This window comes from Oceanimonas sp. GK1 (assembly GCF_000243075.1).
Classification (GTDB): Bacteria; Pseudomonadota; Gammaproteobacteria; order Enterobacterales; family Aeromonadaceae; genus Oceanimonas.
In genome coordinates this window covers 2,454,245-2,467,010 of the sequence record NC_016745.1, presented here as the reverse complement: position 1 = coordinate 2,467,010, position 12,766 = coordinate 2,454,245, and the positions used below count along the sequence as shown (strand labels likewise).

Annotated in this window: 10 protein-coding genes; 2 read left to right on the top strand and 8 right to left on the bottom strand. The window is 62.0% G+C overall.

Going from position 1 to position 12,766, the window contains the following annotated elements; all coding sequences use genetic code 11:
• Positions 1-15 precede the first annotated feature (15 nt).
• From GU3_RS11675 to GU3_RS11665, 3 genes are all read right to left on the bottom strand, one after another.
• Positions 16-1,848 carry an ABC transporter ATP-binding protein gene (locus tag GU3_RS11675; protein ID WP_014292742.1) on the bottom strand — a complete coding sequence of 611 codons (1,833 nt, stop codon included), beginning with the start codon at positions 1,846-1,848 and terminating at the stop codon, positions 16-18.
• Between the two features lie 32 nt (positions 1,849-1,880).
• Positions 1,881-4,397: an EAL domain-containing protein gene (locus tag GU3_RS11670; RefSeq protein ID WP_237711193.1), complete on the bottom strand. Its 2,517-nt coding sequence runs from the start codon at positions 4,395-4,397 to the stop codon at positions 1,881-1,883.
• A 79-nt stretch (positions 4,398-4,476) separates the two neighbouring features.
• Positions 4,477-5,784 (bottom strand): AarF/ABC1/UbiB kinase family protein, encoded by a 1,308-nt coding sequence (locus GU3_RS11665; RefSeq protein WP_014292740.1) that lies wholly within the window; start codon positions 5,782-5,784, stop codon positions 4,477-4,479.
• 92 nt (positions 5,785-5,876) lie between these two features.
• Between GU3_RS11665 and GU3_RS11660 the strand changes: the two genes are divergently transcribed.
• On the top strand, positions 5,877-6,353 hold the full coding sequence (locus GU3_RS11660) for a hypothetical protein (RefSeq protein WP_014292739.1): 477 nt from the start codon (positions 5,877-5,879) through the stop codon (positions 6,351-6,353).
• Between the two features lie 468 nt (positions 6,354-6,821).
• Positions 6,822-7,085, top strand: a complete 264-nt coding sequence (locus GU3_RS11655; RefSeq protein ID WP_237711140.1) for a DUF1496 domain-containing protein — start codon at positions 6,822-6,824, stop codon at positions 7,083-7,085.
• A gap of 1 nt (position 7,086) precedes the next feature.
• Here GU3_RS11655 and yfaE read toward each other — a convergent pair whose 3' ends face one another.
• The 5 genes from yfaE to ubiG form a co-directional block, all read right to left on the bottom strand.
• Positions 7,087-7,359 carry a class I ribonucleotide reductase maintenance protein YfaE gene (gene yfaE / locus GU3_RS11650; RefSeq protein ID WP_014292737.1) on the bottom strand — a complete coding sequence of 91 codons (273 nt, stop codon included), beginning with the start codon at positions 7,357-7,359 and terminating at the stop codon, positions 7,087-7,089.
• Positions 7,356-8,489 carry a class Ia ribonucleoside-diphosphate reductase subunit beta gene (gene nrdB / locus GU3_RS11645; RefSeq protein WP_014292736.1) on the bottom strand — a complete coding sequence of 378 codons (1,134 nt, stop codon included), beginning with the start codon at positions 8,487-8,489 and terminating at the stop codon, positions 7,356-7,358. The genes yfaE and nrdB overlap by 4 nt, the downstream gene beginning before the upstream one ends.
• A 116-nt stretch (positions 8,490-8,605) precedes the next feature.
• Complete coding sequence (gene nrdA / locus GU3_RS11640; RefSeq protein ID WP_014292735.1) at positions 8,606-10,882, bottom strand: class 1a ribonucleoside-diphosphate reductase subunit alpha; 2,277 nt, start codon at positions 10,880-10,882, stop codon at positions 8,606-8,608.
• A 335-nt stretch (positions 10,883-11,217) separates the two neighbouring features.
• Entirely contained in the window at positions 11,218-11,892 is a 675-nt protein-coding gene (locus GU3_RS11635; protein ID WP_014292734.1) for an HAD family hydrolase, read from the bottom strand.
• 3 nt (positions 11,893-11,895) lie between these two features.
• Positions 11,896-12,594, bottom strand: coding sequence for a bifunctional 2-polyprenyl-6-hydroxyphenol methylase/3-demethylubiquinol 3-O-methyltransferase UbiG (ubiG, locus tag GU3_RS11630; RefSeq protein WP_014292733.1), 699 nt, complete (start codon positions 12,592-12,594; stop codon positions 11,896-11,898).
• Positions 12,595-12,766 lie beyond the last annotated feature (172 nt).

Sequence of the window (12,766 nt, the reverse complement as noted above, 5' to 3'; positions counted from 1 at the left end):
GGGCTCCCAACCCCGTTACACCCCGTCGGCCAGAAAGCCGCCGGTCTGGTGGTGCCACAGCTGGGCGTAGATGCCGTTTTGGGCCAGCAGATCCTGGTGCGAGCCCTGCTCGACGATGCGGCCCTGGTCGATCACCACCAGGCGGTCCATGGCGGCGATGGTGGAAAGTCGGTGGGCGATGGCGATCACCGTCTTGCCCTCCATCAGCTGATACAGGCTTTCCTGAATGGCGGCTTCCACTTCCGAGTCCAGTGCCGAGGTGGCCTCGTCCAGCACCAGAATGGGGGCATCCTTGAGCAGCACCCGGGCAATGCCAATGCGCTGGCGCTGGCCGCCCGAGAGCTTGATGCCCCGCTCGCCCACCTGGGCGTCGTAACCCCGGTGGCCGTCCTTGTCTTCCAGACTCTGTATAAAGTCGTGGGCGTGGGCCTGGCGGCTGGCGGCAATCATGTCCTGCTCGGCGGCATCGGGCCGGCCGTAGAGAATGTTTTCCCGAATGGAGCGGTGCAGCAGGGAGGTGTCCTGGGTCACCATGCCAATCTGGCCACGCAGGGAATGCTGGGTCACGGTGGTGATGTCCTGGCCGTCGATGGTGATGCGGCCGGCTTCCAGCTCGTGCAGGCGCAGCAGCAGGTTGACCAGGGTGGACTTGCCCGCCCCGGAGCGGCCCACCAGGCCCACCTTCTCACCGGGTTTGATGTCCAGGTTGAAATGCTCGATGACCGGCTCGTCCCGGCCATAGTGAAAGGTGACGTCCTCAAAGCGAATGGCACCCCGGCTCACGGTCAGGTCAGTGGCATTGGCCTTGTCTTCTATGGCCACGGATTTGGACAGGGTGTTCATGCCGTCGATCACGGTGCCGATGTTTTCGAACAGGGCACCGATCTCCCACATGATCCATTTCGACATGCCCTGCAGCCGCAGGGCGATGCTGATGGCCACGGCGATCACCCCTACGGTTACGGTGGCATTCATCCACAGGCCCACCGACAGGGCGGTAATGGTGAACAGCAACAGGTAGTTGATGGCATCCACGCTCAGCACAAAGCAGGTGGCCAGGCGCATCTGGCCATAAACGGTGGTGAGAAAGGCGCGCATGCCCTGTTTGGCGTAACGGGTTTCCGCATCGGCATGGGCAAACAGCTTGACCGTGGTGATATTGGAATAGCTGTCGACAATGCGCCCGGTCATCATGGAGCGGGCGTCGGCCTGGGCGGTGGCGATGCGCTTCATGCGCGGCACAAAGTAGCACTGAATGCCCACGTAGAGCAGCAGCCAGAGCAGAATGGGCAGCATCAGGGCCAGATCCGAGTGACCCATCATCACCAGCATGGAGATCAGGTACACGGACACGTACACCAGTACGTCCAAGAGCTTCATCACGGTTTCCCGCACCGCCAGCGCCGTCTGCATCACCTTGGTGGCGATGCGGCCGGCGAACTCATCCTGATAGAACGTCATGCTCTGGTTCAGCAGGTAGCGGTGAGCCAGCCAGCGAATGGACATGGGATAGTTACCCAGCAGGGACTGGTGCATCAGCATGGCGTGGCTGAAGGCCAGCACCGGCAAGACAACCAGCACCAGCCCGCCCATAAACATGAGGGTATTGCGCTCTTCTGCCCAGAACGACGCCGGGCTGTGGCGGGCCAGCATATCCACCAGCTGGCCCATAAAGCCCAGCAGGGAGACTTCGACGATGGCCACCAGGGCACTGAGCAGCGCCATGGCCACAAGGGGCCATTCAAAGCCGCGGGTGTAGTGGCGACAGAAGGCGTACAGCCCGGCGGGGGGCTGGGTGGGCGCCTCTTCGGGGAACGGCCGGGTCAGGCTTTCAAACAGTTTGAACATCGGGGTTTCCAGTTACGGGTGCGCCGGGGAGCTTACTCCTCACACCTTACTGCGCTCAACCATTGGCTGGCAAAGTCGTTTGCCGGCACCGGGCGGCCGGTGAGGTATCCCTGGATCAGATCCACCGGATAGCGGCCGAGGGCCTGCATCTGCTCCTCGGTTTCCACCCCTTCCGCCACCACCTTGAATTCCAGCTCCCGGGCCATGCCGGTGACCGCCGCCAGAATGGCATTGCTGCTGCGGGACTCGCCAAGGCGCTGAATAAAGCTGCGGTCGATTTTGAGGCTGTTGACCGGCAGATCCTGCAGGTAACTCAGGGAGGAGTAGCCGGTGCCGAAGTCGTCGATGGCAATGGTACAGCCCAGCTCGCGCAGGCCGTAGAGCAGGGGGATGGCTTGCCGCTGTTTGTCGAGCAGCACGCTTTCGGTGAGTTCAATGCCGATAAGGCCCGCCGGCAGCCGGTGCTCCGCCAGCAGCAGGCGAAACTGCACCAGCAGGTTGTGCTGCCAGAACTGCTGGGCCGAGAGGTTGACCGACACCGGCACCGGCATCAGCCCCATGTCCAGCCAGCGGCGTTGCTGGGCCGCCACCTGGTGCAGCAATGTCATGCCGAGCGGTACCATCAGCCCGGCCCGCTCGGCCAGGGGAATAAAGGCCCCCGGCGACACTTGGCCGAAGTCGGGATGATGCCAGCGGGCCAGGGCTTCGGCACCGGCCAGCATGCGGGTGGCGCGGTTGACCTGGGGCTGGTAATAGACGCTCAGGCCTTCACCGGTTTCCACCGCGTAGCGCAGCGCGGTTTCCATGGCCAGCAGCTGGTGCTGCTGATGGTTCATGTTGCGGCTGAACAGCCGGTAATCGTTGCGCCCTTCCTGCTTGGCCTGGTACATGGCCGCATCGGCGTGATGCAGCAGTTGCTCGGCGGAGTTGGCGTCGTCCGGGTATAGACTGACCCCCAGGCTGCAGCCGATACGAAACTGGTGGTTGTTGATCTGAAAGGGCTCGGCAATGGCGTCGATCAGCCGGCGGGCGACCCGGCTGGCCTCGTCGGGCTCGTTCAGCTCGGGCAGCAGCACGATAAATTCGTCGCCGCCGAGGCGCGCCAGGGTGTCGTCTTCCCGCAGCCGGGTGCGAATACGCCGGGAGACCTCAAGCAGCAGCTCGTCGCCGGCGGCGTGGCCAAGGGTGTCGTTGACCTGCTTGAAGTGGTCGAGATCGAGAAAGATCACCGCCAGATGCTGTTTGCTGCGGTTGGCGTGACGTATCGCCAGATCCAGCCGGTCCTCCAGCAGACGCCGGTTGGGCAGGCCGGTCAGGGGATCGTAATAGGCCAGTCGGCGAATTTTGTCTTCGTTTTCGCGAATATGGGTGATGTCGGTAAACAGGGCGGCAAAATGGGTGATCCGGCCGTCGTCGTCCTGAATGGCGGTAATGGTCAGCATCTCCAGATAGAGCTGACCGCTTTTGCGCCGGTTCCAGATTTCGCCGCGCCAGTAACCCTGTTCGTGCAGGGTGTTCCACATGGCCTGGTAAAAGGCGGCATCGTGACGGCCCGAGGACAGCATGGCCGGCGTGCGGCCGATGACTTCCTCGGCACTGTAGCCGGTGGTATGGGTAAAGGACGGATTGACGAAGACAATGCGGTTGTTGGCATCGGTCACGACGATGCTTTCCAGCGAGGCCTCGATCACCCGCTCCGCCAGCTGCAGGTTCAGGCGGGAGCTGTGCAGCGCCTGGTCCCGTTGCGCCAGTGCCTGCTGCAACTGTTGCAGGTAGCGGTGCTCCACGCCGTTGATGATCTCCCGAAACCCCAACAGGCCCACCACCTTCTCCTGCTGTTTGACCACCAGGTGGCGCACCCTGTGGTCGATCAGCAGATCCCGGGCATGCAGCAGGCTGTCTTCGGGGGAAACCGACAGCAGCGGCCGGCTGGCCAGCTCTCCAATGGGGGTGTTGCCGGGGTGGCGGGCGATGCAGCGCACCATGTCGCGTTCGGTGATGATGCCAAGCTGTACCGGCGAGCAGGTGATCACGGCCGCGTCCTGGTCGTGGCTCAGCAGCTCGGTGGCGGCCCGGGCCAGAGACATGCTGCCTGGCAATATCAGGGGAGAGGCGTTCATGGCTTCGCTGATTCGGCGCAGGCTGAGATAGGGCTCCATGCCCTGCTTGAGCGCCATGTCGGTTTGCGACACCATGCCGACGGGCAGGCCCTCGTCGTCCACCACCACCAGGTGCCGGCACTGGTGCTGGCGAAACCATTGTTCGGCCTCGGCCACCGGCGTATGGCGTGGCAGGCAATGCACCGGCTGGCTCATCAGTTGCCGAATGGGCAGGTCCAGGTGATCCGTCCGGGTCAGATCCAGCCGCAGGCTGTCCCGCTCGGTCCAGATCCCCACTGCCTGGTTGTTTTCGACGATCAGAATGGAGCTGCAACGGCGGGACGCCATGCGCTCGGTCGCCTCGCGCAACGGCGTATCGGGCGCACAGGTCAGCAGACCGGTGTGCATCAGGCGTTCAATGGTAATGTCGGCGGGCTTGGCGTTGGTCACGGTGCTCAAATAGGTGGGGTCGTTTAACCCCGTACCATAATATGGCGGCCTTGGCCTTGGCAAATCCGGTGCGCGGTTTTCACAGCCAGGGTTGTAGCTGCCGCCGTACATTCACCTGCGCCCCCAGGCGCGCCGCCAGCAGGTAGAGGCCGCCTATCTTGCGGTGCAGAAACAGCGCATCGGCGGGGGGGCTGTGCCAGTAATTCTGCTGCATGCTGAGGGCCGTGCCGGCCTGGCGCAGGCGCTGGGCCAGGGTGCTGCGACCAAAGTCAAAGGGCGCATCCTGCTGCAGCGGCTCGCAGGCCAGCTGGACCAGCCGCAGCACCGCCTGTTGCTGGGCCGGTATAATGTGCTGGCTGAAAAAGCCGATGTCGCTCAGCGCCGCCGCCATGCCGGCCTGGTCACCGGCCAGGGCGGCGGCAAACAGCCGGCGGTACCCCTGGGCAAAGCCGGGGGCGTATGCCCGGGTGGCGCCAAAGTCGAGCAGCACCAGCCGTTCACCCTGATACAGAAAATTGGCGAAGTTGGGATCGGTCTGCACCAGGCTGAACTCAAACAATTCACGAAACAGCAGCTCAAACAGTAACGTCACAATATGATTGCGCAGCGCCTGGGGCTGTGATTCCAGGCTTTCCACCGGCTTGCCTGCCACAAAACTCATGGCCAGCAGCCGGGACGTGCTGATATCGGTGCGACCCCGTGGCAGTACAAAACGCGGATCATCCGCCAGCAGCGCATTGAAACGGGCCAGCTGGCGCGCCTCCAGCCGGTAGTCGGCTTCGGCATGCAGTTGTTGTTTGGCCTCCGCCAGCAGCCCCTGATAATCAACGCCGGCAGGCACCAGGCCGCTGAGGCGCAGCAGGGTGGCGACATTGTCGACATCGCTGTCGATGCTGGCGGCAATGCCGGGGTACTGGATTTTGACTGCCAGCGGTTCACCGTCGTCGGCCCAGGCTTTGTGTACCTGGCCGATGGAAGCGGCGGCCAGGGGGCGGAACTCGAAATGGCTGAAGTGGCGTTGCCAGTCATGGCCCAGCTCCTGCACCAGCACGGTATTGAGCTGGGCGGCCGGCATGGGGCTGCCTTCGGCGCGCAGCCGGGCCAGAATATCGGCCAGCTCCGCTGGCAGCAGATCGCCGGCGTCCATCGACAGCAGCTGCCCCACTTTCATGGCTGCTCCCCGCAGCCGGGCCAGTTGGTCGCCCACTCGCCGGGCATTGGCGGGCGTGAGCAGCAGCTCCCGGGCGCGGGGCCGCTGCCCCTGGGCCAGGCGGCGGGCGCCTTCGCCCAGCATGCTGCCGGCCACCCGAGTGGCGAGAGAGGCCAGATGACCCATGCGGGCCAGGCGATGGCCCGGTACCTTACTGCTCTTGTCGTCGCTTGCCATGGTGTTGTTCTTTGAAGGGTGTGCATACAGACCGTGGAAAAGCCATTTATATTCAAGGGAGGGAGCATGATGTCATCAACAGAAAGGAGTGCATGGTGAGCAGGGGAATTGGCTGGCTGTTGTTGTGGCTGCCCCTGGCCGGCTGTGCCGGTCAGCAGGAGCGGGCCCTGGCCCGGCTGGAGCAGATTGCCGGCGAGGTGATGCAGGCGCCCTGTGCCGAGCCCGAGTATGGCTATCGTCAGGTGGTCAATCCCCATGTGCCCGGGTTGATTGACGAAATAGAAACCCTGCGCTGCCCGGGGCTGGAAGCCCAGACCTACTTGTCCCGCGAAGCGGCGCACCCCGACGGCATGCCGATTTATCTGCAACTGACCCGGCCCCATGCGGCGCTGCCCCCCTTTCTGCAGCCCGGCAGCCCGGGCCCCGGGCTGGCGGAGCAGCTGGGGCCGCCGGCGGAACGCAGGCCCGACCGCTGGCGCTATGCCTCACCGGACACCACGGAAACCGTCACCATCGAGTGGCGGGGCGGGCAGATCAGGCAGTTGCGGTGGGAATGGTATTTTGACTGAGCAGACCAACAAAAAGGGCGCCGATACGGCGCCCTGACAACGGAACCTCAGAACGGATCAGTCCTGGTGAGTGCGTTTGTCCCGTTTCTCCTGGCGTTTTTCCTTCAGGGTTTTCTGGGCTTTCTTTTTCACTTTTTCCTTGCTCATGATGTAGCTCCGGTTCTTGCTCGCCCGCAAAAAGGTGCCGTTTTCCCTTTGGCGGGCGCAAAACGTCGTGATGACGACAGCGTTACCTCATGGTCACGGCAAATGACTACTTCAAGGCGATGTCTCCTTTTATCAGCTGCCCTTCAGGCAAGACCAACAAAACCAGCCAAGGTGCAGACATGAACCTGCAAGTGTTTGCAACTAACTAAAAATACTGGAAAAAATGACTATAGCTACCCTAGCCAAGGGCAACCGGAAAAGCAAGCCGTCGCCTGCCCGGCAATGGTAGAATGCAGGCGGACTTTCGGGAGAGCAGAAAACATGATGAAAAGAATGATGATGAGCAGCTTGTGGGGGCTGTCGGCGCTGGCGGCTGCCGATACTATTTCTACCGCCCCGGTGGAGCTGAACATTGCCACCGGCACCGAGCCGGTGTGCTATTTCGAAGACAAACGCTATTCGAAAGGATCCGTCATCAACATGGGCGAGCAGTGGTTTGTGTGCGAGCGGGAAAAGTCGTTTGAGCAAAACGGCCGGTTGAGCTGGCATCCCTTTGAGCCGGCGGCAGACCAGCGCCGCGACTGACTCAGGCCTGTTGCTTCAGGGCCAGCAGGGGCACGTCGAGCTGCACGTCGCCCTCGGGGCGGCAGCAGCAGGGCAGGACTTCGCCGCTGGCCACAAAGGCCAGCGGGGGCTGCGGGTAGTGCACGGATCCGTTAACCAGGGTGGTACGGCAGGCGCCGCAGTAACCGCTGCGGCACTGGTATTCCACCGCGTGACCGGTGCGCTCCAGGCCGTCGAGCAGGGTTTCCCCTGCCCGCAGCTCAAAGCTCAGATCCCGGGTGCGGACGCGGCTCACAGCTCGAAATCACCCAGATCGTCGTGGCTCACCTGGGAGTCAATCTGGCCGACCAGGTAGGAGCTCACCTCCACTTCCTGGGGCGCCACCTGCACGTTGTCGGACGACAGCCAGGCATTGATCCAGGGAATGGGGTTTTGTTTGGCACCGGCAAAGGCCGGCTCCAGCCCCACCGCCTGCATGCGCAGGTTGGTGATGTATTCCACGTACTGACACAGAATGTCCCGGTTCAGGCCGATCATGGAGCCGTCCTTGAACAGGTATTCGGCCCATTCCTTTTCCTGAATGGCGGCGGCCTTGAACAGCTCAAAGCACTGTTGCTCGCATTCCTGGGCGATTTGCGCCATATCCGCATCGTCGTCGCCGCTGCGCAGAATGTTGAGCATGTGCTGGGTGCCGGTCAGGTGCAGGGCTTCGTCCCGGGCGATGAGCTTGATGATCTTGGCGTTGCCTTCCATCAGCTCGCGCTCGGCAAAGGCAAAGGAGCAGGCAAAGCTCACATAGAAACGAATGGCTTCCAGGGCGTTGACGCACATCAGGCACAGATACAGCTTTTTCTTCAGCTCATACAGGCTGACCTGCACGGTGCGGCCCTTGATCTCGTGCTCGCCTTCACCGTAGAGGTGATAGTAGCTGGTGTACTCGATCAGCTCATCGTAATAGTGGGCAATGTCCTTGGCGCGCTTTTGAATGTGCTCGTTGGCCACGATATCGTCGAACACCGTCGCCGGGTTGTTGACGATGTTGCGAATGATGTGGGTGTAGGAGCGGGAGTGAATGGTCTCGGAAAACGCCCAGGTTTCAATCCAGGTTTCCAGCTCGGGGATGGACACCAGCGGCAGCAGTGCCACGTTGGGGCTGCGGCCCTGAATGGAGTCGAGCAGGGTCTGGTACTTGAGGTTGCTGATGAAAATGTGCTTTTCGTGATCCGGCAGGGCTTGGTAGTCGATACGGTCCTGGGACACGTCCACTTCTTCCGGGCGCCAGAAAAAGGACAGCTGCTTTTCGATGAGCTTTTCAAAAATCTCGTATTTCTGCTGGTCGTAGCGGGCCACGTTCACCGGATTGCCGAGGAACATGGGCTCTTTCATGTGATCGTTCTGAACTTGACTGAAAGTGGTGTAAGACATTTTTCTCGTTCCGCAAAACAATGAGCGCAGTGCCGCTTTACCGCCTTGAGCGGGGTTAAGCGACGCTGCGCACGGCGGCGGGAAAAACCCGCCGCGGATTATTTCAGAGTGGCGCCTTAAATCTTGCAGGCGCCGCCGGCGCAGCCGTCATCTTCCTGCAGGTCGTTCTGGGCGTCTGCGGCCCCGTCACGGGTGTTGTGATAATACAGGGTCTTGAGACCGAACTTGTAGGCGGTCAGCAGGTCTTTCAGTAATTGTTTCATCGGCACCCGGCCGCCTTCAAAGCGGGCAGGATCGTAGTTGGTGTTGGCGGAAATGGCCTGATCCACGAACTTCTGCATCACGCCCACCAGTTGCAGGTAACCGTCGTTGGACGGCATCTGCCACAGCAGCTCGTACTGGCTCTTGAGGCGCTCGTACTCCGGCACCACCTGCTTGAGAATGCCGTCCTTGGAGGCCTTGACCGAGACCAGGCCCCGGGGCGGCTCGATGCCGTTGGTGGCGTTGGAGATCTGGCTGGAGGTCTCGGAGGGCATCAGCGCGGTCAGGGTACTGTTGCGCAGGCCGGTGGTCTTGATTTCTTCCCGCAGGGCTTCCCAGTTGAGGTGCAGCGGCTCCTGGCAGATGGCATCGAGATCCTTTTTATAGGTGTCGATGGGCAGAATGCCCTGAGCGTAGGTGGTCTCATTGAACGCCGGGCAGGGGCCGAATTCCCTGGCCAGCTGTACCGAGGCTTTCAGCAGATAGTACTGAATGGCTTCAAAGGTCTTGTGGGTCAGGCCGATGGCGCTGCCGTCGGAATATTTCACACCGTGCTTGGCCAGGTAGTAGGCGTAGTTGATCACGCCAATGCCCAGGGTACGGCGGTTCATGGAGCCTTTTTGAGCGGCCAGCAGCGGATAGTCCTGGTAGTCGAGCAGGGCATCGAGGGCGCGTACCGCCAGATCGGCCAGGCCTTCCAGGTCTTCCAGCTTGTCGATGGCGCCGAGGTTGAAGGCCGACAGGGTGCACAGGGCGATTTCGCCGTTCTCGTCGTTGATGTCCATCAGCGGCTTGGTGGGCAGGGCGATTTCCAGGCACAGGTTGCTCTGGCGCACCGGGGCGACCTTGGGGTCGAAGGGGCTGTGGGTGTTGCAGTGATCCACGTTCTGCACATAGATGCGACCGGTGCCGGCCCGCTCCTGCATCATCAGCGAGAACAGCTCCACCGCCTTGACGGTGCGCTTGCGAATGCTGTCGTCGGCCTCGTACTTGACGTACAGCTCCTCGAATTTCGCCTGATCCTCAAAGAAGGCATCGTACAGGCCGGGTACATCGGACGGGCTGAACAGGGTGATGTCGCCGCCCTTGATCAGGCGCTGGTACATCAGCCGGTTGATCTGCACGCCGTAGTCCATGTGCCGCACGCGGTTTTCTTCCACGCCCCGGTTGTTCTTGAGCACCAGCAAAGATTCCACTTCCAGGTGCCACATGGGGTAGAACAGGGTGGCGGCACCGCCGCGCACGCCGCCCTGGGAGCAGCATTTAACCGCGGTCTGAAAGTGCTTGTAGAAGGGAATACAGCCAGTGTGGAAGGCCTCGCCACCACGGATGGGGCTGCCGAGGGCGCGAATGCGGCCGGCGTTGATGCCGATGCCGGCACGCTGGGACACATAACGCACGATGGCGCCGGAAGTGGCGTTGATGGAATCCAGGCTGTCGCCGCACTCGATCAGCACGCAGGAGCTGAACTGGCGGGTGGGGGTGCGCACGCCGGACATGATGGGCGTGGGCAGGGAAATTTTGAAGGTGGACACGGCGTCGTAGAAACGGGTCACGTAGTCCAACCGGGTCTCTTTCGGATACTTGGAGAACAGGCAGGCAGCCACCAGCATGTACAGGAACTGGGGGCTTTCGTAAATGTCGCCGGTCACCCGGTTCTGTACCAGGTACTTGCCTTCGAGCTGCTTGATGGCGGCATAGGAGAAGTCCATGTCGCGCTCGTGGTGCAGGCGGCCGTTAAGCTCGTTGAGTTCGTCGCGGCTGTAGTCCGCCAGAATGTGCTGGTCGTACTTGCCCATCTCGGTCAGGCGCACCACGTGATCATAAAAGTGGGGCGGCTCGAATTCACCGTAGGCCTTCTTGCGCAGGTGGAACATGGCCAGGCGGGCGGCCAGATACTGGTAGTCCGGGGTCTGCTCGGAGATCAAATCCGCGGCGGCCTTGATGATGGTCTCGTGAATGTCTTCGGTGCGGATACCGTCATAAAACTGGATATGGGAGCGCAGCTCCACCTGGGACACGGAGACGTTGTCCAGGCCTTCGGCGGCCCAGGTGATCACCCGATGGATCTTGTCCAGATCGATGGGCTCCTTGGCGCCGGAGCGTTTGGTAACCAGCAGATGTTTATTCATGAGATGGACCTTCTCCCAGTGGTGTTGTGCCGCTCAAGCCCGTGCGCGACAACCACCCTATATAGTGTGGTTGCTGTGTGGCGTAAACACAACATCTAGTTGTCTTAGTTGGAATGGGCACAATATAGAGGGTTGATTGCCGATTCTCAACCCGCCCGGGATCTGGGCAGCTTGTGGATAATCTGTGTGAAGTGACCCGATGTTTGTGTTCACTAACTGCTGTGGCGTTGGCGCTCTGGCATTACCAAAACACTGGTTTTTTTGTGGCCGGCGAAAAACTTTTTTTGAAATATTTGGCTTGCAAAAAACGCCTGCTTGCGGATCCGCGGGATCTTTCAGCAGCCGGGGTCCAAGGCCCCTTTAAGCCAGTACGAAAGTGCTTCAACAGAGTCCATTACCCCTTTCGCCTGCCAGCGGTAGGGATCCTCGCCCGCCGACACATAGCCCCAGCCGGCGGCCAGGGTGCTCATGCCGGCGGCCAGGCCCGCTTCAATGTCGCGCCGGTGATCGCCCACGTACACGCAATGGCCGGCGGCCACCCCCAGTTGCTCCGCCGCATGCAGCAAGGGCGCCGGATGGGGCTTTTTAAAGGGCAGGGTGTCGGCACTGACGGTGACGCCGCAGCGGGCAAACAGCGGCAGGCCGGCCAGCAGCGGCTCGGTGAGCGCCGCCGGCTTGTTGGTGACCACGCCCCAGGGAATGTCGTTCTGGTTCAGCCAGTCCAGCAGCTCGGGCACACCGGCATAGGGCCGAGTGTGGTGGCACAGGTTCTGGCGATAAAAGCCCAGCATGCGGTCCCGCAATTGCTCGAGCCCGTGCTGTTCGATCAGGGCCGGCGGAATGCCGGCCCTGAGCAGGGCGTAGGAGCCGTCGGAGGTGGTGCAGGCCAGCACCTCGTCGGGCAGGGCGCTGAGCCCCAGCCCGGTGATCACAAAGTTGGCCGCCGCCCCCATGTCCCCGGCGGTGTCGAGCAGGGTGCCGTCGAGATCGAACAGGACCGCCTTGAGCATGGTTTACTCCGGTTTGATGGCGTGGATCATGTAATTGACGTCGGCGTCGCGGCTGAGGGCAAAGTCGCCGTGCAGCGGCCGGTACACCACGCCCTGAATGTCCTTGACCACCAGGCCGGCGGCTTCGATGAAGCGGCACAGCTCGGCGGGGCGAATAAACTTGCGGTGATCGTGGGTGCCCTTGGGCACCATTTTCAGCAGGTGCTCGGCGGCGGCGATCATCAGCAGCCAGGCCTTGGGATTGCGGTTGATGGTGGAAAACACCAGGTTGGCGCCGGGTTTGGCCAGTTGCGCGCAGGCCGCCACCACCGATGCCGGCTCGGGCACGTGCTCCAGCATTTCCATGCAGGTCACCAGGTCAAACTGCTCGGGGCGCTCCGCGGCCATCTGCTCGGCGGTGGCCTGGCGGTAATGGACGCTGACGCCGCTTTCCAGGGCATGCAGCCGGGCCACCGCCAGCGGCTCCTGGCCCATGTCAACACCGGTGACCTCGGCCCCTTCCCGGGCCAGGCTTTCGCTGAGAATGCCGCCGCCACAGCCGATGTCGATCACCTGCTTGCCAAACAGACCATTGGCCTTGTCGGCAATCCAGCCCAGGCGCAGCGGGTTGATGTCGTGCAGCGGCTTGAAGTCGCCGTCCATGTCCCACCAGCGTGAGGCCATGGCCTCGAACTTGTCGATTTCCTGTTGATCTACGTTCATGAAAAAGTTGCCTTAAGTGCCTGGCCGATTGAGGCGTCCATTATAACCAAGCGGCCCGGGGCCGCCAGCCCGCGAAAAACCGTCCAATTTGCGCCAGTGCCACCGGCCCGGTAACGAGACTTGCCGTAGCGGCTCCCGTCGGGCCGGAACTGTGGTAGAATGGCACGCTTTT

What these genes read in the sequence shown, in the direction of transcription:
- nrdA (WP_014292735.1), bottom strand. Translation starts at nt 10,882, where the DNA reads ATGAATAAACATCTGCTGGTTACCAAACGCTCCGGCGCCAAGGAGCCC.
- nrdB (WP_014292736.1), bottom strand. Translation starts at nt 8,489, where the DNA reads ATGTCTTACACCACTTTCAGTCAAGTTCAGAACGATCACATGAAAGAG.
- ubiG (WP_014292733.1), bottom strand. Translation starts at nt 12,594, where the DNA reads ATGAACGTAGATCAACAGGAAATCGACAAGTTCGAGGCCATGGCCTCA.
- GU3_RS11635 (WP_014292734.1), bottom strand. Translation starts at nt 11,892, where the DNA reads ATGCTCAAGGCGGTCCTGTTCGATCTCGACGGCACCCTGCTCGACACC.
- GU3_RS11660 (WP_014292739.1), top strand. Translation starts at nt 5,877, where the DNA reads ATGGTGAGCAGGGGAATTGGCTGGCTGTTGTTGTGGCTGCCCCTGGCC.
- GU3_RS11675 (WP_014292742.1), bottom strand. Translation starts at nt 1,848, where the DNA reads ATGTTCAAACTGTTTGAAAGCCTGACCCGGCCGTTCCCCGAAGAGGCG.
- GU3_RS11655 (WP_237711140.1), top strand. Translation starts at nt 6,822, where the DNA reads ATGATGAAAAGAATGATGATGAGCAGCTTGTGGGGGCTGTCGGCGCTG.
- GU3_RS11665 (WP_014292740.1), bottom strand. Translation starts at nt 5,784, where the DNA reads ATGGCAAGCGACGACAAGAGCAGTAAGGTACCGGGCCATCGCCTGGCC.